Here is a 25712-nt window from a genome sequence, read left to right on the forward strand (position 1 = left end):
CGCAAGCAACAACTGCTTTGGATGACATTACATGTCAATCCCGCTCATAACGCTCAAACCACCAAAGGATATACTCTAACTTTTGCTGCAAATATGAGGGCCTAGCGGTCAGCGCGTGGCTCATGTTTGGCATTCTTACCATCGCTGTGTCGATATTTTGTAACTTAAGCGCTTGGTAAAATTGCTCCGTTTCAGAAATTGGTGTTCGGTAATCCGCCTCCCCTGTCATTAACAAACTCGGGGTTTTTATATTATCCATGTATGTTATAGGGGAATGCTTTAAATAATGCGCTGTATTTTCCCAAGGTTTGCCATTAAACCAATATTGCGTAAACATCGGGTAAAAGTCAGACGTCAACACAAAACTATATAAATTTACCGCTGGCTTCATTATGGCCGCAGCAGCAAACCGCTGTGTCTTACCTAACATCCAAGTTGCTATCATACCGCCCCCTGAGCCGCCCATAACGTACTGTCGCTTTTCGTCAATAAAACCACGCTCAATCAAGTACTCTACACCACTGGTTAAATCATCATGCTCATGATTGGGAAAATTATTGTGGATCAGCTGCGCAAATTCGTTGCCATATGAATCACTGCCTCTTGGATTCATATACAGAACCACGTAGCCTTTTGCCGCAAGCACCTGTAGCTCTGCTGTAAAATGCGGTCCATAGTTGGCCATCGGTCCGCCATGTATTTCTAGCACTAAAGGGTATTTTTTATTTTTGTCAAAACTTGGCGGATAAATAACCCAACCCTGTATTGGGCGGTTGTCATGTCCCGAATTAACCCATAGCTCTTCAACTTTACCAAGCTTAATGTTATCCAGAAAAGTTCCATTAAAATCGCTGATTTTATCTACCGTTCTTCCCTGTAAAATAGCTAATTCAGGCGGTCTTTGAGTATCAGCCAGTGAAAATGCCACCATACCATTTCCGGCAACATCAAATTCCCCTCCAGCATATGGGCGACCCGAAGTCATGTTCCCCAACTGCTCAGTCAGCACTCTAAAATCACCTTTTAATCCGCTGTAACCGAGATGTGTTTTTCCTTGATTGTCATAGCTGAAATAAATACCGGAGCTGTCGTATTTCCACTGTAATTGTGAAACGCTCCTATCAAGCCCCGTAGTCAGCGCTTTGGTTTCACCACTTCGCAAATCCTTGATATACAGCTCTTTGTTTTGATAAATCATGCCGTTGTCATCATAGCCAATAAAAGCCAGATAACGACCATCGGGTGATACTGTTGGCATATCGTCTGGGCCCTCACGCTCAACAACACCAGAAATCTTATGTGTTGCTAAATCCAAATAATAAATATTGGTATTGAAATGTGAGAGCGCCGGTTCTGCGTAACGTTTAGCGGACAAATAAATACCGCGTCCGTCCTTTGCAAAACTGAGTTTACCAGTATGACTATACTTACCTGAAGTAATCTGCTTAGGGGAAGACTCTCTCACTGATTGCATGAATATTTGACTCGCACCCGATTTCAAATATCCCGTACCATCAAGTCGATATCGAGTAGATTGGATCAGTTTTGGCTCAGGGGCCCAGTTCGCATTGTGTGGCTTTGAGGATAGTGGTATTGGCGAGTTTATCCGCTGTTCAACAAACATCGTAAATGCAACCGATTGATTGTCTGGTGACCAAGTTAAGTTATTCGGTATACCCTCATACCACTGGGTATAAGTCAATTGACCACTTTCGAGGTCTTTAAAGTGAATACGTGCCTTATTGCCTTCTTTGCTTGCAATATAGGCCAGCGTATTTTGATCTGGGCTGAGAGACGGTGCGAAACTGGTATAGGTCCCTGTATCCACAGGCTGTAGTGTTTGTGTGGCATTGTGGTAAAACCATACTTGGCTTAGTTTTTTATCATTGACTCTATCAAACTGGTTTTTTACGAAATAGATATCGTTTCGGCTGTCTGATATATCAATCTGATCAACATACTTAAGCTCAAAGTAATCTTCAGGCTGTAAATACTTTTCACTGCTTGCTTGGGTCATAAATGTATTAAGCGCACAGGTTGTTGCAACACATAAGGTTACAATCACATTCGTTTTTTTCATAGTTTTTCCTCCTGTGCCTTCTTTGTATAACGGCCTGAGCCATCCATCCAGTGAACAAACTCTTTTATCAGGAAACCGTCAGGAGAAATACAATTAAAAACATATAAAGCAGAAGGTTACACTCTGATTGAAACAAAAAAACTAAGTGTCTAATATATAACTATATGACCCAATAAACGTATATTAATCAACCACAGTAACTTCTATAAATGCTTTGATTGCTATATCTTTGTGCAAATAACTATTCGAGACTGAGTTGCGCTTCGTTCAGATCTAGGGGGTAGACTTTAGATATTTTATCTTCTTTGGTACATTTCGTAGCCACTTTATTTGAGCCAACGCTTGTTGAATTTCGACAAGTTACAAATTGCGCTTTCAAACCAAATTTACGTTTGTAATGCGCAACCACTTTGTCTATTTTATGTTGCATCTGAGGCGTTGCCTTGACATAGAGCGCATCATAAAAATTTACCCACTCTTCAATACCGGACTCGGCAGCCACACCTAGCCAACCCATACCAATTATCGTTGACTGTTCAACGTACTGGCCTTTTAAAAACATAAATGCCAAGTAATATTGTGCATCCTTATAGCCCCATGTAGCGAGCTCACTTAGCGCCTCAAATGCCTCTGGATATGCTTTTTGATGGTAGAGCTTGATACCCTTTTTTTCCTGCTTATGAATCGCATCAATATCTTTAATAATGGCGCGATTAGATTGGCACGCAGGTAGTAGTGTTATCAATACAATTAGAAGAAGTAACTTCTGTATAATGATAGACATCCGGTCGATTTAATTATAAGAATTATAATTTGAGTCAGGATAACTCGTTGCAATCAAAAGAGTAAAAACGAATAAAGTGTTAAATATAGCAGTCTAAAAATAAAAAAGCGGCGGGACACACCCCCACCGCTTTATTCAACACACTCTCTTCTTTCGAAGATAAAGGAACATAAGTATGCGAATACTTTGAATATTAACGATATTTTATGACAAAATAACGAAAACACTCGATATTTTTTTAAAGTCGAATACCGCCGTCAATTTCAACAACTCGACCTGTAAAGAACTCATTTTCAATGATAAATTGTGCCGTGTGGGCTATTTCTTGCGCTTCGCCTAAACGGCCAACAGGCTTCATCTTAACCAAACGCTCTTTCGCTTCAGGCTTCATCGCATCAGTCATCTTAGTGCGAATAACACCAGGTGCAATTGCGCCGACACGAATACCATAGCGACCTAACTCTTTCGCCCATGTTGTCGTCATTGCTACTACACCCGCTTTTGCTGCCGAGTAGTTAGTTTGGCCGATATTACCCGCACGCGCCACGCTGGACATGTTAATAATAACGCCACCTTGATCTGCCTCAATCATTTTAACAGCCGCTTCTCGTCCGCACAGGAATACACCTGTGAGATTCACATCCATTAAAGACTGGAATTGATCAAGAGACATCTTTTTAACCACTTCACCGTCTTTTACTTTTACAAACAATCCATCACGTAAAATGCCCGCGTTGTTGATCAGTACAGATAACGAGCCAAAATCTTCAACGATTTTATCAAATACTTCTTCTACATTGCTCTCGATACTGACATTCGCAACATAAGTTCTAACGGTTACATCAAATTGGCTAAGTTCTTCTACAGCTTCTTGCAAAACTTCTTCTTGCATATCAACAAGCGCTAGATTTGCGCCCAAACTTGCCATTTTATGTGCCATTGCAAGACCTAAGCCCTGTGCACCACCTGTAATTACAACCGTTTTATTTTCTACATTCATAACTAAATTTTAAACCTTTACGTTTTAAGACTTTTCAGAGAAAAGTTTAAATATCGCACTAAAATCTTCCGCCCCTTTGCCTTGGTTTTGCATTAGGTTATAAAGATTTTTAGCCAGTGCGCCCATTGGGGTGGCTGAATTTGTCTGCTGAGCGGCTTGCATTGCAAGTCCTAAGTCTTTTGCCATCAAATCCACCATAAAGCCCGGTTTGTACTCATTTGAAGAAGGAACATTGTCCAGTACATTCGGGCATGGGTTATACACTTCAAGTGTCCAATTGCGCCCAGAGCTATTGAGCATAATCTCACTCAATACTTTGGGGTCTAAGCCGTGATCTACACCCATTTGGAGTGCTTCGCTGGTCCCTGCCATTAAGATTGACAGCAGCATGTTATTACAAATTTTTGCGACCTGCCCGGCACCTATGTCCCCAGCGTGATAGATATTTTTACCCATATCCTTCAACACTGTGTGCGCTTTGGCAAAATCTTCGTCGCGTCCACCTACAATGAAAGTCAACGTCCCAGCAGCAGCTCCGGCCACACCCCCAGACACTGGTGCATCAACAAAAGACACGCCTGCATTTGCCAGCTCTTTACCAACAAATTGGGCGGACTCTGCGTCTATTGTCGAACAGTCAATAACCAGTGCCGACTTACTAAGGTAGTTGATTAATCCATCTTCGCCAGTATAAATTGAGCGAACATGTTTGCCAGCTGGCAACATGCTGATCACAAAGTCTGCACCTGTACAGGTATCAGATACTTTTGTGGCGGCGCTAGCACCTTGTTCAACTAGTTGATTTACAACTTCTTCATTAAGGTCAAATACCGTCACACTGTGACCAGCTTTCACTAAGTTTGCGGCCATTGGGCCACCCATATTACCTAGGCCAATAAATCCAACTTTTGCCATTTTTATTTCCTTACATAGTTGCCAATGGGTGGTTTTTGTCATCCCACTTAGGTACAAAGAAGCTCTCAATCACATCACCGTCTACATCAGCAATGGATTTAAAGCGCCAGTTTGGTTTGCCATCTTTATCTATCAATAATGCACGCACGCCCTCTTGAAATTCACCCACCTCTCCACAGTGAACGGACATCGCCAGCTCTTGTGAAAAACAAGCTTTTAAAGATTGGCCCGCAAAGCGCTTAAGTTGTTCACTGACTAATACGGCACTCAGTGGTGAGCCGTGTTTTAGGCCCGCCTGAGCTTTGCTCAGCCATTTGTTTTCGCTGCTGTCAATGGACAAAATATGATCTACTTGCGCAGATAAATTTGGCAAATCCACTAGCTTCTTAATCTCATTTGCTAGCGGCTTAAGCGCGCTACTAGGCAGTGAGTGAGCGCCCTCTTCAATTGACAATAATAGTTGTGTCAATTTATCGTGATTCAGCACATTGGTTTTACCCCAATTTACTTCACTTAAGTTATGCAACAAGATGTCAAAGTGATCAGCATTGATAAAGTGATCTGCCAGACCAACAAACTTAGCGTCATTGGCATTCACAGAAGCGCCTGTTAAACCTAAAAACAGGCCAACACCTTCTGGCATTTTATTTAAGAAATAAGAGCCGCCCACATCTGGATATAAACCGATGGTGATTTCAGGCATGGCAATACGCGACGTTTCTGTTACCACACGGTGACTAGCCCCGGCCATCAGGCCCAAACCGCCCCCCATAATGATGCCATTACCCCAAAGTAGAATAGGCTTGTCATAATTATGGATTTGGTAATCGAGTTTGTACTCTTCGCTAAAGAAAGTTTCGAGGAAGTTATTTCCATCGTCGGCTGCCATCGCTTTATATAAACTGACAACATCGCCGCCAGCACAGAAAGCCTTATCACCCGACCCTCTCAGTACCACCATCGCAATGCTGTCATCGGCCGACCATTCACTCAACTGAGGAGCCAGTAAGCGGATCATGTCTAAATTTAGCGCGTTCAGCGCTTTTGGCGCATTTAAGGTCGCAATTGCGACCTTCGTGTCGTTATTACAGTGCGCCAATTGAAACACGACCGGCGCGTCTTCTTGGTTTAGTAACTGTAATTCAACCATTAGCCATTCACCCAATTTGCTTTACGCTTTTCTAAGAATGCGTTGACGCCTTCTTTTTGATCTTGTGTATCAAATAAAGTTACGAATAACTCACGCTCTAACGGCAGTGCACTATCGATGGTACCTGTACGGCCTTTTTGGATAAGTGACTTACACGCAGTAACTGCAACAGGACTTTGATCTTCTACTTTTGTTGCAAGCTCTAAAGCCGCTTCTAGTGCCTGACCTTGCTCAACAACTTCTTCAACTAAGCCAATTTTTTCTGCTTTGTCAGCTTTAAGGCGCTCACCGCATAAAATCATGCGCTTCGCCCAACCTTCACCGACCAACCAGGATAGATTCTGGGTACCACCAGCACAAGGAAGTAAGCCCACTTTTGCCTCTGGTAACGCCATTTGTGCTTGCGCCTCTGCGATACGAATATCACACGCCAACGCGACTTCTAGACCGCCACCCATTGCAAAGCCATTAATCGCTGCAATCGATACGCCTCGGAAGTTGCTCAGAGTTTCAAATGCTTCGCCAAAGACGCGTGACATGTCAGCCGCAACACCTTTGTCACCATCTGCAAATACATTCAAATCAGCGCCTGCTGAGAAGAACTTTTCACCTTCACCTGTGATAACAAGAGAGTAAATCTCTTTGTCCGCGTTTAGTTCATTAACCAGCTCTTTTAAGCCAACCAATGTATCACGCGTCCAAGTATTCGCGGGTGGATTAGACATAGTTACAATTGCAATGTGACCACGTTTTTCAAGTTTTAATTGTGCAGACATTTATTCGCTCCTTATAAAACGCTTGCAGCGCCTTCAGCTAAAATTCGACGGGCAATGATCACACGCATGATCTCATTTGTGCCCTCTAAGATTTGGTGAACGCGTACATCACGTAAATGGCGCTCAAGTGGGTACTCTTTGATATAACCATAACCACCATGGATTTGCAGGGCATCATCACACACTTTAGTACCTACATCGGTTGCAAAGCGCTTTGCCATCGCACAGTAAGTGGTTTTTTCAGGATCATTGCTATCCAGTTTAAATGCTGCCAAACGCACCATTTGTCGTGCCGCAACAAGCTCGGTATTCATATCAGCAATTTTAAATTGTAATGCTTGGAAAGCAGCCAGTGGCTTGCCAAATTGCTGACGTTCTTGCATGTATTCTTTGGCAGTATTCAACGCCTGTTGCGCAGTACCAATTGAACAAGTTGCGATATTAATGCGGCCACCATCTAGGCCTTGCATGGCAAATTTGAACCCTTCGCCTTCTTTGCCCATCAAGTTCGCAGCGGGAATTCTAACGTCTTCAAAAGTGATCAAACGAGTCGGCTGTGCATTCCAGCCCATTTTCTCTTCGGCTTTACCATAAATAACACCAGCGGCATCAGCTGGAACAACAAACGCAGAGATCCCTTTTGGGCCATCCTCACCGGTTCGCGCCATAACCACTAAAACATCTGTTTCGCCCGCGCCCGAGATAAACATTTTCGACCCGTTCAGGATATACTCATCGCCTTCTAATACGGCTTTAGTTTTCAGTGATGCAGCGTCTGAACCTGAACCTGGTTCAGTTAAGCAATATGATGCAAGCAATTCACCCATAACCAGCTGGTCCATATACTGATTTTTCACTTCGTCAGTACCAAAGCTTGCAATCATCCACGTCGCCATATTGTGGATAGTCAACATCGCAGTTGTCGCTGTACAACCCATAGACAGCTGCTCAAAAATAATGCTTGAGTCAAGGCGAGATAAGCCTAAACCACCCGCCTCTTCTGGCGTGTAAAGGCCACAAAAACCAAGCTCGCCTGCTTGTTTGATAACATCTTTAGGAAAAATATGCTCTTGGTCCCAGCGCGCTGCATTAGGAGCAAGTTCGGTCATAGCAAATTGGTAAGCGGTTTCGGCGAATGCCTGTTGATCTTCGTTCAGATTAAAGTCCATAAAAGACCTCTCTTGTTGTCGTATCAAGTGATATACATCACTTGTTTTTATTCTTGTTGCACCTGATCTTCGTCAGGCGGTACTACTAAAAGCCCAGCATAGGTACTGGGCTTTGGGATTTTGCAGAATTAACGTAGGTTAATACTCATATTTGGGCCAGTGACTGCTTCATCAGCAAACCAGCGAGATGTGATTGTCTTAGTTTCAGTATAGAAACGCACACCTTGTTTGCCGTATGTGTGAACATCACCATAGAAAGAGTTTTTCCAACCTGTGAATGAGAAGAAAGGCAACGGCACAGGAATTGGGATATTAATACCTACCTGACCAACCTGAATTTCTTGTTGGAATTTACGTGCAGCTGCACCACTTGCTGTAAATAGTGAAACACCATTTCCATAAGGGCTGTTATTGACAAGCGTAATCGCCTCTTCAAGGGTATCAACAAATACACAGTTTAGTACTGGACCAAAGATTTCCTCTTTGTAAATGTCCATGTCTGTTGTCACATTGGTAAATAATGTAGGGCCTACCCAGTTACCTTTTTCGTAACCTTCAACTGTAAAATCAGAACCATCTAGCAGACAAGTTGCACCTTGTGCTTTACCCGACTCAATCAAAGACAAAATACGAGCCTTTGCAGCTGCTGAAGTCTGTGGACCGTATGCTGCTTCAGGATCATTCCAGATACCGGGACGAACCTTTTCAAGACCCGCTTTTAAATCATCAACCCACTCTTGAGACTTACCAACAAATACAGCGACCGAAATACCCATACAACGCTGACCTGCCGCACCCACTGATGCACCAACTAGGTTGTTGATAGTCTGCTGTTTGCTAGCATCTGGCATGATCACCATATGGTTTTTAGCACCTACACATGCTTGAACACGCTTTAGGTTTTCAGTGCCTTTGCTGTAAATATATTGACCAACACCACACGAACCAACAAATGATACGGCGCGAATTTCCGGCGCTTCTAAAATTTGGTCTACTTGGTCTTTACCACCGTGAACAACTTGCAGTACGCCTTTTGGTGCACCTGCTTCTTCGAATAGCTCGACTAAGCGCATCGGCGTCAATGGATCTTGCTCAGATGGTTTAAGTACAAATGTGTTACCGCACACAATCGCCATAGGGAACATCCACAATGGGATCATTGCCGGGAAGTTGAACGGTGTAATACCAGCACAAACACCTAGAGGCTGGATGTACGAGTAAGTATCGATATTGCGAGCAACATTTTCTACTGTCTCACCCATCATCATGGCAGGCGCATTAGCGGCTTGTTCAACTACTTCAATACCACGCCAAACGTCACCTTTTGCATCTTCAAATGTTTTGCCAAGCTCATGACAAATAATGGTAGCGATTTCTTCTTGGTGCTCTTTTAACAGTGCTGCATATCGCATCATGATACGTGCACGCTCTGGTACAGGTACATTTTTCCATGTTTGGAAGGCTTCTTGAGCAGAATTAATTGCTGCTTGTACTTCTTGTGACGTAGCGCAAGGTACCTGTGCAAGTACTTCTTGATTTGCTGGATTAACAACGTCTAACCATTTGTCAGACTGCGACTGTGTGAATTCACCGTTGATGTATAATGGTACCTGGTGCATTTTGCACTCCTCCCCAAAAAAACTGAAAGTAGCGCCGCGTTAAAAGTTAGTATTGTTGCGGCGCTTGACGATTTAAACTTCTACTGCGAGTGCAACCGCCTCACCACCACCAATACATAGTGATGCAACGCCTTTAGATAGGCCGCGATTGCGAAGTGCGTGGATTAATGTCACCAAAATACGTGCGCCACTTGCACCAATTGGATGACCTAGTGCACACGCACCACCGTTAACATTGACTTTAGCGCTATCTAGCTGCATTTCGTTGATTGCAAGCATAGTTACCATAGCGAATGCTTCGTTGATTTCCCAAAGGTCGACATCTTCTTTTGACCAACCTGCTTTATCAAGCAACGAGTTCATTGCACCAACAGGAGCAATAGTGAACTCAGCTGGAGCCTGAGAGTGTGTTGCGTGTGCAACAATCTTACATAAAGGCGTAAGACCGTGTGCTTTTGCTTCTGATTCGCTCATTAGGATCAGTGCCGCTGCACCATCTGAAATAGACGACGAGTTAGCTGCTGTGATAGTGCCATCTTTTTTGAAAGCTGGACGAAGTGAAGGGATTTTATCTGGACGTGCGTTACCTGGCTGTTCATCCGTTGTTACCTCTACATCACCTTTTCGCGTTGAAATGATGTGTGGGATAACTTCGTTATCAAAACTGCCACTTTCAATTGCCGCGTTTGCCTTACTCAAAGAGTTAAGCGCAAATTCGTCCATATTTTCACGAGTGATGCCATATTGATCCGCAGTGTCTTGGGCAAAACAACCCATTGCTTTTTTATCATATGCATCTTCAAGACCATCTGCCATCATGTGGTCAATAACTTGGTTATGACCCATGCGCATACCACCACGAGCGTTAGGCATGAAATATGGTGCATTTGTCATGCTCTCCATACCACCTGCAACCGCAGTTTTTATACTACCTGATTTGATCAAGTCATGAGCGAACATTGCTGCTTTTAGACCTGAACCACATACCTTATTGATAGTTGTTGCACCTGTAGAACGTGCAAGACCTGCGTGCAGCGTCGCTTGACGCGCTGGCGCTTGACCTAAACCTGCTGGTAAAACACATCCCATGATAACTTCATCGATGCTGGCATCCGATAAACCAGTATCATTCATGACAGCTTTGATTGCAGTTGCACCTAGATCAGTCGCGGACGCGCCTGAAAGGCTACCCATAAACCCACCCATAGGTGTACGTTTTGCTGCTACGATGACTACGGCTTCGTTACTCATTTAAAACTCCTGTTAACAAGCAAATTGCTTGCTTTTAGTAATCTCTTACGTCGAGCATACCTAAAATTTACGTTTACGCCAACGTAAATCTAAAAACAAGCGCTTTGCGATTTTCAAAAATGTAAAGTTTACTTGCACAGCTGTGTTGCCAAGTTGGCAGTTTACTGCGCATTCCCTTGCTATATCCCATGTCGAAGAGCTAATTAACAAAGCATATAGTGCCTTATGCGAGCTAAAAGTAGTTCAAGATCCAGATTTTGCATATGCGACTAAAGCATGATGCAAAAACGACACTTTACCTTTACGTAAACTTCACTTATATTGGTCTAATCAGTTTCGAAGTAAGTGTGTAAATAATGCAAGACACCAATAAAGAACCAACCTACTCAATAAGCGAACTCGCTAAGGAGTTTGACATTACCACACGAAGTATTCGTTTTTATGAAGATCAAGGATTACTTTCGCCAGAGCGTAATGGTCAGACCCGTATATATTCAAAGCGAGACAAAGTGCGTCTTAAACTTATTCTGCGCGGTAAGCGACTAGGTTTTACGCTTGCCGAAACTGGCAGATTGTTTGAGTTATACGATGCAGATAAATCCAGTGAAAAACAGCTCCATACCATGTTGCAATTAATAGAAGAGAAAAAAGCCGACCTGAGTCAACAAATGGATGACATTAAGGTGGTGTTGATGGAACTGGTTACTGCTGAAAGACGCTGCCTCGATACTTTAAAAGAATTACAAGACTAATCAATACACAAATTTGTTTGCTGGGGCGTCTGCCAAAACCCGCCTCAGCAACCCGCAAGGGTGACAACACAAACCCTCACACAGGATGACAACAAGATGAGCACAGTATCACTATATAAAGAACTCAATTTTGGACTTGGTGAAACCGCAGATATGATCCGAGATCATGTCAATAATTTTGCTACTAGCGAAATTGCGCCACTGGCAGAAAAAACCGACCATGACAACGCATTTCCAAATGAGCTATGGCCAAAGTTTGGCGAAATGGGCTTGCTCGGTATCACTGTGCCCGAAGAATTTGGCGGTGCAAATATGGGCTACCTTGAGCACGTTATCGCAATGGAAGAGATCAGCCGAGCAAGTGCATCAATTGGCTTGAGCTACGGCGCACACTCTAATCTTTGTGTAAACCAGATAAACCGCAACGGTAATCAAGCACAAAAAGAAAAATATTTGCCAAAGTTGATCAGCGGTGAGCACATCGGCGCACTGGCTATGAGTGAGCCAAACTCAGGGTCAGACGTTGTTTCTATGAAGTTAAAAGCAGAAAAAAAAGGCGACAAGTACGTTTTAAATGGCAATAAAATGTGGATCACCAATGGTCCAGATGCGGACGTTTTTGTGATTTACGCGAAAACAGATTTAAATGCAGGCCCTCGCGGTATTACAGCATTTATCGTTGAACGTGATTTCCCTGGCTTTTCTACAGCTCAAAAGCTCGATAAATTAGGCATGCGCGGCTCCAATACCTGCGAACTGGTATTTGAAGACTGTGAAGTACCGGAAGAAAATATCTTAGGCACATTGAACGAAGGTGTTAAGGTTCTAATGAGCGGCCTAGACTACGAGCGCGTCGTACTTGCCGGTGGCCCACTTGGCATTATGCAAGCGTGTATGGATGTGGTTGTACCTTATATTCATGAACGTCAGCAGTTCAATCAGTCAATTGGTGAGTTCCAGCTTGTTCAAGGCAAAATTGCCGACATGTACACTCAAATGAATGCCGCCCGTTCATACGTATACACAGTAGCAAAAGCATGTGACCGCGGTGAAACAACACGAAAAGATGCCGCTGGTGCGATTTTATATGCTGCAGAACTAGCTACCAAACTTGCACTAGATGCCATTCAGCTACTAGGTGGTAATGGCTATATCAACGAATACCCTACTGGTCGCCTATTGCGTGATGCCAAACTCTATGAAATTGGCGCAGGTACTTCGGAAATACGCCGCATGCTAATTGGTCGTGAGCTATTTAACGAAAGCCGTTAAGGAGAAGTGCCATGACAGTATTAAATTCTTCTGTTAATACGCACGACCAACAGTTTAAAGACAACCATGACGCGATGGCGTCATTGGTTGACGATTTAAATGACAAGGTCGCAAATTTAAGCCAAGGTGGCGGCGAAGCCCTCATTGCTCGCCATCAAAGTCGCGGAAAACTGTTTGTCCGTGACAGAATAGATACACTACTCGACGAAGGTTCACCGTTTTTAGAAATTTCCCAATTTGCTGCATTTGGCGTATATGAGCAAGATATTCCATGTGCCGGGGTTGTTGCAGGTATTGGCCGTGTCAAAGGTGTCGAGTGTATGATTGTCGGCAACGATGCAACTGTAAAAGGCGGTACTTACTTCCCGCTCACGGTTAAAAAGCATCTAAGAGCGCAAGAAATTGCGGAGCGCTGTCATCTTCCCTGTATCTATTTAGTCGACTCTGGCGGTGCTAACCTGCCAGAACAAGATGAAGTATTTCCAGACAAGCTACATTTTGGTCGCATCTTCTATAATCAAGCACGTATGTCTGCTAAAGGCATTCCACAAATTGCAGTGGTTATGGGCTTATGTACTGCAGGTGGTGCTTATGTGCCAGCAATGGCAGACGAAAGCATCATAGTCAAAGAACAAGGCACGATATTTTTAGCGGGTCCTCCTTTAGTAAAAGCGGCGACCGGCGAAGAAGTAAGTGCAGAAGACTTGGGCGGTGCGGATGTGCACTGTAAAGTATCCGGTGTTGCCGATCATTACGCTGAAAACGACGAGCACGCGCTGTCAATTGCCCGCCAATGTATCGAACGACTTAACCATCAACGCCCAACTCAACCAATTCTAAAAGATATTAAACCCCCTCGATATGATATTCGTGAAATCTACGGCATCGTTGGAACCGATCTGAAAAAGCCTTTCGACGTTCGTGAAGTGATTGCACGTATTGTCGATGACTCTCAATTTGATGAGTTCAAACGTTACTTTGGTGAAACTTTGGTAACTGGCTTTGCAGAAATATTTGGCCGCCCAGTTGGTATCGTCGCAAATAATGGCATTCTCTTTTCTGAGTCTGCACAAAAAGGCGCTCACTTTATTCAACTATGTGCACAGCGTGATATCCCGCTACTATTTTTACAAAACATTACAGGGTTTATGGTCGGCCAAAAATACGAAGCCGAAGGTATTGCTAAACACGGTGCCAAAATGGTGACCGCGGTGTCATGTGCTGACGTGCCCAAGTTTACCGTGCTTATAGGCGGGTCATATGGCGCTGGTAACTACGGCATGTGCGGACGTGCATACGAACCTACCATGATGTGGATGTGGCCAAATTCCCGCATCTCTGTGATGGGCGGTGAGCAAGCAGCTGGTGTATTAACACAAGTGCGTCAAGATGGCTTAGCGCGCAAAGGCCAAAGCATGAGCGATGAAGAAGTCGCAGAGTTTAAGAAGCCAATTGTAGAGCAATATGAAAAGCAAGGTCATCCATATTATGCCAGTGCGCGTCTGTGGGATGATGGCATCATCGACCCTGCTGACACACGAAATGTACTTGGGCTTGCGCTAGAAGCGGCTGCAAATGCGCCAAAGCAAGAATCTAAGTTTGGTATTTTCAGAATGTAGGGGGCGTACATGTCTGTCACTTTAAATATTACGAAAAGCAAGGTGGCGATTTTAGAATTAAGTCGCCCTGAAAAACACAATGCGTTTAACGCAGAGATCATCGCAGAACTGATCAAAACCATCGAGTACGCCAATCAACTAGAGATCCGTGCTCTGGTGTTAAAAACCCAAGGCAAACACTTTTCTGCTGGTGCAGATCTCGCTTGGATGAAATCAATGGCGGATAACAACTATGAAGAAAACGTCGCTGATTCTCTAGAGCTGGCCAAACTAATGCAAGTGCTCGCCACATCACCACACCCAACTTTATGCTTGGTTCAAGGGGCTGCTTTTGGTGGAGCTTTAGGTCTGATTGCTTGCTGCGACATTGCCGTTGCGACAGCCAATGCAAAATTCTGTTTAAGTGAAGTGAAATTAGGCCTGATCCCTGCCGTGATCAGCCCATACGTGATCAAAGCAATTGGCGAAAGACAAGCGCGCCGTTATTTTTTAACAGCGGAAGTGTTTGAAGCAAGCAAAGCGCTGGAATTAGGCTTGATCCACGACATTAGTGAAGACCTAGAACACAGCGAAGAGTACTTTATCGAACAGCTATTAAATAACGGCCCTGTTGCAGTAAAAAGTGCCAAGTCGCTAATCAATGAAGTCGCGGGTAAATCCATTGATGAAGGGCTTATCACCCATACAGCCAAGCGAATCGCTGAAATTCGAGTCAGTGAAGAAGGACAGGAAGGTTTGAGTGCCTTTTTTGATAAACGCGCGCCAAATTGGCAACCGACAGCAAGCGAGTAAGGAGTACCACATGTTAAAAAAAATCTTAGTCGCAAACCGAGGTGAAATAGCCTGTCGAGTCATGCGCACAGCAAAACGCTTGGGATTGAGCACTGTGGCAGTGTATTCAGATGCAGATGCCAACGCACTTCATGTCAAGCAAGCTGATGAAGCCTATCATATTGGCCCAGCACCAAGTAAAGATTCCTATCTTGTCAGTGAACGTATTTTAGAAGTAGCCAAACAAAGTGGCGCTGATTGCATTCATCCTGGATATGGGTTTTTGTCTGAAAACGATGCTTTTGCAAATGCATGTGAAGAAAACAACATTGCTTTCATCGGCCCGCTTGCCAGTTCAATTGAAGCCATGGGTTCAAAAACACGCGCCAAAGAGATCATGGCAGAGGCCAACGTCCCGTTAGTACCGGGTTACTATGGCCAACAACAAGACACTGAATTTTTAACTGCTGAGGCAGAAAAAGTCGGCTACCCTGTGCTGATCAAAGCTGCATTTGGTGGTGGCGGTAAGGGTATGCGAGTAGTCCGAAACGCCGGTGAATTTCTCAGCGCTTTAGAAGGTGCAAAACGCGAAGCTTCGGCAAGTTTTGGAAATGACTTAGTTTTACTTGAGCGCTTTGTCGATAAACCACGCCATGTAGAAGTACAAGTTTTCGCCGACAATCACGGCAACTGTGTGTATTTGGGAGATCGAGATTGCTCCCTACAACGACGCCACCAAAAAGTCATTGAAGAGGCACCTGCTCCTGACTTAAGCGAGGCGCTGCGTAAAGAAATGGGCGAAGCCGCTGTACGCTGTGCTCAGGCAATTAACTATCGCGGTGCCGGTACTGTAGAGTTCTTATTGTGCGGCGATGAATTTTTCTTTATGGAAATGAATACGCGCCTACAAGTAGAGCACCCTGTTACGGAAATGGTGACAGGTCAAGATCTTGTCGAGTGGCAAATTCGTGTTGCCAACAACGAACGTTTACCGCTGTCTCAAGCACAAATCTCTTTACAAGGTCATAGCTTTGAAGCGCGAATTTACGCGGAAGATCCTGAAGAAAACTTTATGCCCTACTCTGGCACATTGGCCCATTTGAGTTTCCCTAAAGCCCAACGTGGCGTACGCATTGACACAGGCGTGCAACAAGGTGATGAAATAAGCCCATTTTACGACCCGATGATTGCCAAACTGATTGTTCATGGCCACGACAGACGTACGGCGTTGCTGAAGCTCAGATCAGCACTAAATGAAGTACACTTAGCGGGCGTAAAAAGTAATATTGCATTTTTACATCACCTAGCAGAGCACCCTACTTTTATGGCTGGTGCACCCGATACACACTTTATTGATACCCAAACTGAAGAGCTTACTGCCTCTAAAGCACCTAGCGATACCTTGGTGTGCCTTGCAAGTATTGCTTATCTTGCGCATAAGCAAGCACCGAAAGTAAATTCACCGTGGCAGCAAGTCGGCTTTAGACTCAACCAAACACGTAAACTCACCGTGCCATTTATTGATCACTTTGTTGTAGCTCAAGCCGAGGGCCATCACTGGCAAGTGCATTATCATGATTATGAACACCGCGTTGAGGCAAAGCTAGAAGACCATCAACTTATCGCAAATGTAGATGGAAAACGCATGGTCGCGGATGTACTTATCGATGAGTCTAGTATCACGGTCATGTATGGACCTTACCAGCACACCTTCGAATTAAAGACTAAGCACTATGTAAGCGAGCATGAGCATCAAGAAGCACCGCTTGCAGCCCCTCTCAATGGCACTGTTGTCAAACACCTGCAAGAAGTTGGTGCACAAGTCAGCAAAGGCGATCCAATCGTGATAATCGAAGCGATGAAAATGGAATATACTTTAAACGCGCCTTTTGATGGCACTTTATCAAGTTACTGCTTTGATGAAGGTGAACTTGTTAGCCATGGGGCAATGCTCGCAATCGTCGAGGAGGCATAACATGGCCAACTATCCGGCAAAGGTTAAAATTGTAGAAGTTGGTGCTCGTGACGGCTTACAAAATGAAGCCTCAGTCAGTACACAAAGTAAAATATCACTCTTGAATGCGCTGGCTGATGCCGGCCTCAAACATCTTGAAGCAGGCGCATTTGTATCTCCTAAATGGGTGCCTCAAATGGCAGATTCCGCTCAGGTGATCCAAGGGATAACACGTACACCTGGCGTTGAGATTAGTGCGCTGACACCAAATCTAAAAGGTGCCGAGTTGGCGCTTGAAAATCAAGTTGATGAATTTGCAATTTTCACGGCGGCAAGTGAAGCTTTCACGCAAAAAAATATCAATTGTAGCATTGAAGAAAGTATCGAGCGCTTCAGGCCTGTTGTTGAACTAGCTCAAAAAAACAACATCAAAGTAAGAGGTTATGTCAGTTGTATCGCAGGCTGCCCTTACCAAGGAAAAGTTGAGCCCGAGCGCGTTTTAGAGGTATGTAAACAATTGTTGGCACTTGGTTGTTATGAGATAAGCCTAGGCGACACAATCGGTGTTGGCACCGCGAATCAAATAGGATCATTGCTAGAATTGCTACTCGAACACATCCCAGCACAAAGGCTTGCGGTACATTTCCATGATACATACGGTCAGGCATTGGTAAACATTCACAAAGCTTTAGAGATGGGTATTGCAACAATCGACAGTGCTGTAGCTGGCCTAGGAGGCTGCCCTTACGCTAAGGGAGCGTCAGGAAATGTTGCCACTGAGGATGTCATTTACTTGCTGCAAGGACTTGGCATTAGTACCGAAATTGATTTAGAAAGGCTAGCAAAAGCAGGTTGGCAAATTTGCGATGCACTCAATAAAGAGCCTGTCAGCAAGGTTTCTTTAGCATTAAAAAATACGTGCCAGTCTTAACAACAAGACAATTTTGACAACGAGGAGTGGGCTAATGGCCGGTTTCGATAAAGTAGTTTCTAGCTACGAAGAAGCAATGGAGGGTCTCAAAGATGGAGATACCATTATTGCCGGTGGTTTTGGACTGTGTGGTATTCCAGAAGGTCTGATAGCTGAGATAAAGCGCAAACAAACAAAAGAACTAACAGTTGTTTCTAATAACTGTGGTGTCGATGATTTTGGTTTAGGTATCCTACTTCACGATCGCCAAATCAAAAAAATCATTGCCTCTTATGTTGGTGAAAACGCGTTGTTCGAACAGCAACTACTTGATGGCATTATTGATGTAGAACTCACACCACAAGGCACACTCGCTGAAAAGATGCGTGCTGGTGGTGCGGGTATCCCAGGATTCTATACTGCAACAGGCTACGGTACACCTGTTGCTGAAGGTAAAGAAGTCAAAGAGTTTAATGGTCGTCCTTATATTCTCGAAGAGTCTATTACAGGTGAATTTGCCATCGTAAAAGCTTGGAAAGCCGATCGTTATGGCAACTTGGTATTCCGCCATACAGCGATGAACTTTAATCCAATGGCTGCAACTGCGGGTAAAATTACCGTTGTTGAAGTGGAAGAGATTGTCGAACCAGGTGAATTGGAGCCAAGCGAAATTCACACCCCTGGCATTTATGTAAACCGTGTTATCAAAGGTGACTTTGAGAAACGCATTGAACGTGTTACTACGCGCAAGTAAGGAGATCACCATGGCTTTAAATCGTGAACAAATTGCAATGCGCGTAGCGCAAGAGCTTCAAGACGGGTACTACGTTAACTTGGGAATTGGTATTCCGACTCTCGTTGCTAACTATGTTCCTGACAATATGGAAGTAATGCTGCAATCAGAAAATGGTCTTTTAGGTATGGGCCCGTACCCAGAAGAAGACCAGGTTGACGCAGATATGATCAATGCGGGTAAAGAAACCGTGACAGCTGCTACAGGAGCGGCTATTTTTAATAGCGCTGAAAGCTTTGCCATGATACGTGGTGGTCATGTAGACTTAACCGTACTAGGTGCATTTGAAGTGGATCAAAACGGCAACATTGCCTCGTGGATGATCCCGAAAAAGTTAATCAAAGGCATGGGTGGTGCGATGGATTTAGTCGCGGGCGCACAAAATATTGTTGTGACTATGACCCATGCTAGCAAACACGGCGACTCTAAATTACTTGAGTCATGCACACTGCCTTTGACTGGGGTAAATTGTGTGAAGAAAATCGTCACCGACCTCGCCGTGTTAGAAGTTAAAGATGGCGCATTTCATTTGCTTGAGCGCGCGCCAGGTGTTAGTGTTGATGAAATAATCAGCAAGACTTCAGGTAAACTAATCGTTGAAGGCGATATACCTGAAATGCAGTTTGTTTAACCTAATTATCCGTGGTTCAACATCATAGTTAATAACTAACACAATTGTACCGACCTCATTCCCAGTGCCAAAGGCGCTGAGTTACCCAAAACCCCTCGCAAGAGGGGTTTTTTTTCTTTGCCCGACGCATCTTAGCTCCCTCAATTTGAAAACCAAGCCCATTTACGCACTTTTTCATACAACAACATCTTGTAACACTTCAGCGCCATACTCAGCCTTGAAGATCTCAGCAAGGTCTCCATATTGGAAGTATGAGCTGTTTTTACCTATCAGAGTAAAACAAGTAGGCAAGTAAACTTTTAAAGAGGTGACTATGAAACGCGTGTTACTTTTTCTGGCAACAAACTTGGCCATTATGGTTGTGTTGTCCATCATTCTATCTATCCTAGGAGTTTCGTCGAGAAGCTATGCCGGCATGCTGACGATTGCCGCAGTTTTTGGTTTTGGCGGTGCATTTATCTCACTATATATTTCAAAATGGATGGCAAAAAAGTCTACTGGGGCTTATGTCATAGAGCAGCCTCGCAATGAGACTGAACAGTGGTTAGTCAGTACTGTGGCAGAGCAAGCGCAAAAAGCAGGTATCAAAATGCCTGAAGTTGCAATTTACGATAGCCCAGAAATCAACGCTTTTGCGACAGGCCCAAGTAAAAACGACAGCCTTGTCGCTGTAAGCAGCGGACTACTTGCAGGTATGAGCCAAGGTGAAGCTGAGGCAGTGCTCGCGCACGAAGTATCTCACGTTGCCAATGGGGACATGGTCACCCTGACTCTTATTCAAGGTGTAGTTAACACCTTTGTTATTTTCATTGCCAAAGTGCTCGCCAATATTGTGGATGGCTTCTTGAATGGTGACGAAGAGAATGAAGGACATAGCTGGACTTATGTGATATTCGACTTGCTCTTCCAAATTCTATTTGGGTTCTTGGCGTCAATGATTGTTGCTTACTTTAGCCGCAAACGAGAATATGCAGCCGATAAGGGGGCAGCTGACCTAGTTGGTGCACATAAGATGAAAGCAGCCCTTGAAAGATTACGTAACAACCAAGAATCCAAGTTAGACGGACAGATGACAGCATTTGGTATTGCATCAGGCAAAAGCGTTGTAGATCTATTTGCGTCACATCCGCCTTTAGAACAGCGAATTTCTGCCCTATCCTAAAATTTTGATGTAAATATTATGTTTATTTTATAACCACAGGCCCTCACGGGCCTTTTTTAAGACGATTTACAATAAATTAAATTTAGTGCCTAACTTCTATATTTTTATCATAAACAGTTATAAAAAATTATATGCATATACAACAACGTCATATAATCTATTTTTCCTGCTATTTTAATAAAAGCAGCACTTAAGTCTTCACTTAAAACCTAAAATAGGTAAAATACCCCCTCATTTCTTAAACAAATAGCTGCAAACGTTGCTTTTTGGTTATTTATTAACCGAAATATAACTGTAATATTAGCCGAAACCATACTTTTTGCGTGTATCCATTCAAGGCCCACTTGTTTAAAATATGTAACCCATTTTATTGACATAAAAGCAATATTGTATCTACGTAAGGTAAAAGAAGTATGCTGATCAAAACCCGATTACTCATTTCATTTATGCTGATTGGTTTATTACCGGCTGGTATATTAGCAATGGTTTCATTATGGACGGCGTCTTCAGCGCTTGAACAACAGGCATATAATCAGCTTACTTCCATCAAGCAAATAAAACACAAACAAATTGATGATTATCTATCGGCGAGAAAAAGCGACCTATCTGTCATTGCAAAAAAATGGCAGCTACTGGTAGAACAAAACCCAACTCTAACTAATGCTGAGCTGGCACATAATTATCATGACTTATTTGACACCTTTATCACACAAAAAGGATTTTACGATTTCTTTGTTATTGAGCGTGACGGCTTAATTAGCTACACAGTTGCTCGAGAGTCTGATTACCAAACTAATCTCGTAACTGGCCCTTTCAACAACTCCGGTTTAGCCACACTCTTTACTCAAGTCGTATCTTCGCGAAAATTTATCCTTGCTGATTACAGCGCTTATGCTCCAAGCAACAATGAGCCAGCCGCATTCATAGGCATCCCAGTGGTTATTGATGGTCAAGTCAATTCGGTGCTTGCATTACAGCTGTCTATAGATGCTATCAATGCGATAATGCAACAACGAGATGGCATGGGTGAAACGGGTGAATCTTACCTCGTTGGCAACGATTTCCGCATGCGTTCTGACTCATATTTAGATCCCATCAACCATACCGTGATCGCCAGTTTTGCAGGCTCAGTTGAAGCAAATGGCGTAGATACAGTTGCAGTTAGAAAAGGTTTACAGGGTATCTCTGATACGGAGATCATCATTGACTACAATGGCAACCCGGTTCTGTCGGCCTACCTTCCGTATACATTTGCAGGATTAAAGTGGGTACTATTAGCTGAAATAGATAAAGCCGAAGCATTTGCGCCCGTATACAAATTATACTGGATTATTGCCGCTATCTTCTTCGCCACAATTTTGTCTGTTGCCGTCGCAACCGTTTTGATTGCTCGCTCGGTACTAAAACCACTTGGCGGTGAACCCATTGAAATGCGTAAGATAAGCGAACGTATCGCTGCTGGCGACCTGCGTGAAGAGTTCGGTCATGATGAACATGCCATTGGTGTGTACGGTGCAATGAGGCAGATGAATGCTTATTTAACCAGTGTGATTGGAACCATCGTAGAAACAACCACGCAGCTAGCGTCGACAGCGACACAAACAAGCGCTGCGAGTGAGCAAGCAAATGCAAGTTTGCAAGAGCAGCACGCCAACATTGAGCAAGTTGCAGAGGCAATTCAACAGACTTCATACTCAATTGATGAAGTTGCTACCAATGCACGAACAGTTGCTGATTTAAGTTTAGATGCAGAGAAAACCTCGTTATCTGCAAATCAAACACTAAGAGATACTGTGATCCAAATGGAGTCTCTCAATCAAGCAGTCGAAAACTCAGAAACAGCCATAAAAGAGGTTGAGTACAATACACAAAATATCAGCCGTGTGATAGAAGTGATCCAAGCTGTAACGGAGCAAACTAACCTATTGGCACTGAACGCCGCCATAGAAGCGGCTCGTGCCGGTGAGCATGGCCGTGGTTTTGCTGTAGTTGCAGATGAAGTCAGACAGCTGGCGCAAAAAACACAAGCATCCACTGCTGATATTGAAAACATGATTGCAAATCTGCAATCAACATCTCAAACTGCTGTATCGGAAATGCATGCGTCTGCTGAAGCGACTCGCCAGACAATTACCGCGGCCAATGACAGCGCGTCGTTATTGGAACAAAGCGTAAATCAAATTAACCAAATTGCACAGAGCGCTCAAACAATAGCGCAAGCGGCACAAGAGCAATCGGCCACAACAGAAGAGATTTCATATAATGTTGAATCTATCAGACAGGCTGCACTTGATAACGCAGCTGGTGCAGATCAAGTAACCAGTGCGAGCTTAGAACTTGATAAACAATCTAAAACGCTTAAACAAGTTACCTCCGCATTTAAACTGCCGCAACAATTAAATTAAACTCGGACATTGGTATGCAAGCGCTTAATCGCGCTTGCTCAGTCCAAACGTGAATACAGTAGCAATGACCAGCATGGCACTTGAGATCATCAAACACACTTCCAAGCCATATAGCTGATATACCAAGCCAGATAGGACTGTACCTAATAACCTTCCCATGGCATTGGCCATATAATAAAATCCGACATCCATAGAAACACCGTCGCTGTCGGCTATTTTCACAATTAAAAAGCTGTGCAAAGAAGAGTTAACAGCAAATACAGCACCAAAGATCAGTAGGCCAACCACTATCACCACTTTAGGTTGCCATTGTACCCATAAACCGAGTGCCAACAAAGCTGGTATAACTGACAGTAATCCGACCCAAAACAACGCCTGCCCGTAACTACTTCCCCTATTAGCAGTGATCTTTGGAGCATTCGCTTGCACAACACCATATGCAATGATCCAACTCGCCATAAAACCGCCAACCCACCAGTGATCCCAGCCAAATGTTGAGGCCAAAAACACAGGCAATGCGACTACAAACCACACATCTCTCGATGCAAATAAAAATAATCTCGCCCCAGCCAATAAATTCAACTGGCGGCTTTTCGAAAGTAGTTCACGAAATTTTGGTTTGCTCTTTTTCTTGCCCAAGTCTTGTTTCAATAACAACAAACTTGATAACCAAGTAAAGGTTAACATTGCCGACATAAACCACAATGCACCTTGAAAACCCATTAATGAGAGCAGTAATCCGCCGAGAAAAAACCCCACACCTTTTAAAGCGTTTTTAGAGCCAGTTAATAGCGCTACCCACTTATACAAGGTATTGTCTTGATCTTTGGGCACCAAAAGCTTGATGGCACTTTTGGCGCTCATTTTATTGAGGTCCTTTGCAATTCCAGACAGAGCCTGCGCCACCATAACATAAGCAATGGTTAGTAGCTGTTCATCTAGGGCCAGCATAGTCACGGCAACAATTTGTAAAAAGAGACCAATGTTCATGGTCTTATTAAGGCCCAATCGTGCACCTAACCAACCGCCAAGTAGGTTTGTGACAACACCGAAAATCTCATAGAACAAAAATAAAGATGCGATGGCAAGCGGGCTATAACCCAATTGATGAAAATAGAGAACCACCAGCATACGCAGTGCACCATCAGTCAAGGTGAAAGACCAATAGTTACCGGTGATCACCAGGTACTGCTTGATTTCTGGAGACAGCCTGGCCAATAGTGACTGCGTCATAGTATTACCCCCAGCGCTTTTCAATAACTAAGCGGACTAAGTCAGCAGTTCTATTTGCATATCCCCATTCGTTGTCATACCACACATAAAGTTTCACTTGTGTGCCGTTTACCACCATGGTTGAGAGTGCATCAACAACGGCACTTCTTGGGTCCGTTTTATAGTCTATTGATACCAATGGACGAGTTTCATAACCTAGAACCCCCGCCAATTCACCGTTTGCTGCTTGTTCCATCCAACCGTTGATCTCTTCTGCACTGGTTTCACGACTCACTTCAAAAACACAGTCGGTTATCGACGCATTAGTTAAAGGTACGCGTACAGCATGACCATTTAACTTGCCTTTTAACTCTGGGAAAATATGTGTGATAGCTGTCGCTGACCCTGTCGTAGTCGGGATCAAACTGGTTCCACAAGAGCGTGCTCGGCGCAAATCTTTATGAGGTGCATCAATGATAGTTTGGGTATTGGTAATATCATGGATGGTTGTCATAGAGCCGTGTTTAATACCAATATTATCTTGAAGTACTTTCACCACTGGCGCTAAACAATTAGTCGTACATGAAGCTGCGGTGACAATTGAATGCTGTTCAACATCATAATCTTCATGATTAACACCCATTACGACATTCAATACACCCGCTTCTTTTACCGGTGCTGTGACTACAACTTGCTTTACGCCTTGGGCGAAATACGCGGCAAGCTTTTCTTTTGTTTTGATTTTACCTGATGCTTCTATCACCAAATCACACATAGACCAGTCATTTTCTGATACTGATGTTTGTTGAGTGACACTAATACGCTTTCCTTCAATGACCATGTCATTTTCTTCACTCAGGGCTTCGTGTTGCCATTTACCATGCACTGAATCAAAGTTCATCAAATGCGCCAATGTATGTGCATCTCCCGCTGGATCATTGATCTTTACCAACTCAACCCCAGGTGAATTCCACAGCGCACGCATGGTTAAGCGACCCATTCTGCCGAAACCATTGATCCCTACTTTAACTTTCATCGTTCTTTACTCCAATATTCAATTTGATTGGTACAAAACACTGGTGACTGCCTTGCTGTGCTGTTCAATCTACCAAAGCGATACGCTAGGCTCACCAAGTTATGGTCATTTAGATGCCGACCTCAATATGCGATAAATCATATATTCATTTTTCCATATATGCAATCACGTATTTGTAATGATTTTGTATCATTTTTATTAATTTTATTTGAAACTTTTTTTCGATTTACTACCATGAAATTAGCAGTAACAAGTAATGTAAAATTGAAAGGAGTTAATCACTATGAAGCTTAAAGTTACCAAAAAGCCACTGAAAAAGTTAAGTTACGATAGCCTACCCCTTGATAAGAAACTGACTCCACTAGTAGGTGGTGCGGGTTTAAGTAATGGCCCAACCCAAGAATGCGAAACCTATTACCACTGCGATTCTGAGACCCCATAACCAATAGAT

22 protein-coding genes are annotated in these 25712 nt (G+C 43.6%); 11 read left to right on the forward strand and 11 right to left on the reverse strand.

Annotated elements, in window-relative coordinates:
* Positions 1-34: 34 nt before the first annotated feature.
* The 9 genes from MHN81_RS02155 to MHN81_RS02195 form a co-directional block, all read right to left on the reverse strand.
* Complete coding sequence (locus MHN81_RS02155; RefSeq protein ID WP_239424925.1) at positions 35-2080, reverse strand: S9 family peptidase; 2046 nt, start codon at positions 2078-2080, stop codon at positions 35-37.
* 241 nt (positions 2081-2321) lie between these two features.
* Complete coding sequence (locus MHN81_RS02160; protein WP_239424926.1) at positions 2322-2864, reverse strand: sel1 repeat family protein; 543 nt, start codon at positions 2862-2864, stop codon at positions 2322-2324.
* Between the two features lie 238 nt (positions 2865-3102).
* The gene (locus MHN81_RS02165; RefSeq protein WP_023400466.1) at positions 3103-3864 is read right to left on the reverse strand and encodes an SDR family oxidoreductase; all 762 of its coding nucleotides are present in this window, start codon (positions 3862-3864) and stop codon (positions 3103-3105) included.
* A gap of 24 nt (positions 3865-3888) precedes the next feature.
* Positions 3889-4779: a 3-hydroxyisobutyrate dehydrogenase gene (mmsB, locus tag MHN81_RS02170; RefSeq protein ID WP_023400465.1), complete on the reverse strand. Its 891-nt coding sequence runs from the start codon at positions 4777-4779 to the stop codon at positions 3889-3891.
* Between the two features lie 10 nt (positions 4780-4789).
* Positions 4790-5929 (reverse strand): enoyl-CoA hydratase/isomerase family protein, encoded by a 1140-nt coding sequence (locus MHN81_RS02175; protein WP_239424927.1) that lies wholly within the window; start codon positions 5927-5929, stop codon positions 4790-4792.
* Complete coding sequence (locus tag MHN81_RS02180; RefSeq protein WP_023400463.1) at positions 5929-6705, reverse strand: enoyl-CoA hydratase; 777 nt, start codon at positions 6703-6705, stop codon at positions 5929-5931. Before MHN81_RS02180 ends, MHN81_RS02175 begins: the two co-directional genes overlap by 1 nt.
* Before the next feature lie 11 nt (positions 6706-6716).
* Positions 6717-7874 carry an acyl-CoA dehydrogenase family protein gene (locus MHN81_RS02185; protein WP_023400462.1) on the reverse strand — a complete coding sequence of 386 codons (1158 nt, stop codon included), beginning with the start codon at positions 7872-7874 and terminating at the stop codon, positions 6717-6719.
* A 128-nt stretch (positions 7875-8002) separates the two neighbouring features.
* Complete coding sequence (locus tag MHN81_RS02190; RefSeq protein ID WP_023400461.1) at positions 8003-9493, reverse strand: CoA-acylating methylmalonate-semialdehyde dehydrogenase; 1491 nt, start codon at positions 9491-9493, stop codon at positions 8003-8005.
* Positions 9494-9565: 72 nt separating this feature from the next.
* Complete coding sequence (locus MHN81_RS02195; RefSeq protein WP_023400460.1) at positions 9566-10744, reverse strand: thiolase family protein; 1179 nt, start codon at positions 10742-10744, stop codon at positions 9566-9568.
* 356 nt (positions 10745-11100) lie between these two features.
* On the opposite strand from MHN81_RS02195, the gene MHN81_RS02200 reads away from it, so the two are divergent.
* The 10 genes from MHN81_RS02200 to MHN81_RS02245 all read left to right on the forward strand — a co-directional run bounded on the left by MHN81_RS02200 (position 11101) and on the right by MHN81_RS02245 (position 23013).
* The gene (locus MHN81_RS02200; protein ID WP_023400459.1) at positions 11101-11496 is read left to right on the forward strand and encodes a MerR family DNA-binding transcriptional regulator; all 396 of its coding nucleotides are present in this window, start codon (positions 11101-11103) and stop codon (positions 11494-11496) included.
* A 96-nt stretch (positions 11497-11592) separates the two neighbouring features.
* The gene (locus MHN81_RS02205; protein WP_239424928.1) at positions 11593-12768 is read left to right on the forward strand and encodes an isovaleryl-CoA dehydrogenase; all 1176 of its coding nucleotides are present in this window, start codon (positions 11593-11595) and stop codon (positions 12766-12768) included.
* Between the two features lie 11 nt (positions 12769-12779).
* Positions 12780-14387: a carboxyl transferase domain-containing protein gene (locus MHN81_RS02210; RefSeq protein ID WP_023400457.1), complete on the forward strand. Its 1608-nt coding sequence runs from the start codon at positions 12780-12782 to the stop codon at positions 14385-14387.
* Between the two features lie 9 nt (positions 14388-14396).
* Complete coding sequence (locus MHN81_RS02215) at positions 14397-15179, forward strand: enoyl-CoA hydratase-related protein (RefSeq protein ID WP_023400456.1); 783 nt, start codon at positions 14397-14399, stop codon at positions 15177-15179.
* Between the two features lie 10 nt (positions 15180-15189).
* The gene (locus tag MHN81_RS02220; protein ID WP_023400455.1) at positions 15190-17133 is read left to right on the forward strand and encodes an acetyl/propionyl/methylcrotonyl-CoA carboxylase subunit alpha; all 1944 of its coding nucleotides are present in this window, start codon (positions 15190-15192) and stop codon (positions 17131-17133) included.
* Position 17134: 1 nt separating this feature from the next.
* Entirely contained in the window at positions 17135-18043 is a 909-nt protein-coding gene (locus MHN81_RS02225) for a hydroxymethylglutaryl-CoA lyase (protein ID WP_239424929.1), read from the forward strand.
* A 34-nt stretch (positions 18044-18077) separates the two neighbouring features.
* Positions 18078-18776, forward strand: coding sequence for a CoA transferase subunit A (locus MHN81_RS02230; protein WP_023400453.1), 699 nt, complete (start codon positions 18078-18080; stop codon positions 18774-18776).
* A gap of 10 nt (positions 18777-18786) precedes the next feature.
* The gene (locus MHN81_RS02235) at positions 18787-19446 is read left to right on the forward strand and encodes a CoA transferase subunit B (protein ID WP_239424930.1); all 660 of its coding nucleotides are present in this window, start codon (positions 18787-18789) and stop codon (positions 19444-19446) included.
* A gap of 313 nt (positions 19447-19759) precedes the next feature.
* Positions 19760-20608, forward strand: coding sequence for a protease HtpX (htpX, locus tag MHN81_RS02240; protein WP_023400451.1), 849 nt, complete (start codon positions 19760-19762; stop codon positions 20606-20608).
* A gap of 413 nt (positions 20609-21021) precedes the next feature.
* Positions 21022-23013, forward strand: coding sequence for a methyl-accepting chemotaxis protein (locus tag MHN81_RS02245; RefSeq protein WP_239424931.1), 1992 nt, complete (start codon positions 21022-21024; stop codon positions 23011-23013).
* Positions 23014-23037: 24 nt separating this feature from the next.
* Here the strand turns inward: MHN81_RS02245 and arsJ are convergent, their stop codons facing one another.
* Positions 23038-24246 carry an organoarsenical effux MFS transporter ArsJ gene (arsJ, locus tag MHN81_RS02250; protein ID WP_023400449.1) on the reverse strand — a complete coding sequence of 403 codons (1209 nt, stop codon included), beginning with the start codon at positions 24244-24246 and terminating at the stop codon, positions 23038-23040.
* A gap of 4 nt (positions 24247-24250) precedes the next feature.
* Complete coding sequence (locus tag MHN81_RS02255) at positions 24251-25261, reverse strand: ArsJ-associated glyceraldehyde-3-phosphate dehydrogenase (protein ID WP_023400448.1); 1011 nt, start codon at positions 25259-25261, stop codon at positions 24251-24253.
* A 283-nt stretch (positions 25262-25544) separates the two neighbouring features.
* Here MHN81_RS02255 and MHN81_RS02260 point away from each other — a divergent pair, with 283 nt between their 5' ends.
* Positions 25545-25703, forward strand: a complete 159-nt coding sequence (locus MHN81_RS02260; RefSeq protein ID WP_023400447.1) for a hypothetical protein — start codon at positions 25545-25547, stop codon at positions 25701-25703.
* The last annotated feature ends 9 nt before the right edge of the window (positions 25704-25712 follow it).

This window comes from Pseudoalteromonas sp. Of7M-16, assembly GCF_022347805.1.
Taxonomy (GTDB): domain Bacteria; phylum Pseudomonadota; class Gammaproteobacteria; order Enterobacterales; family Alteromonadaceae; genus Pseudoalteromonas; species Pseudoalteromonas luteoviolacea_F.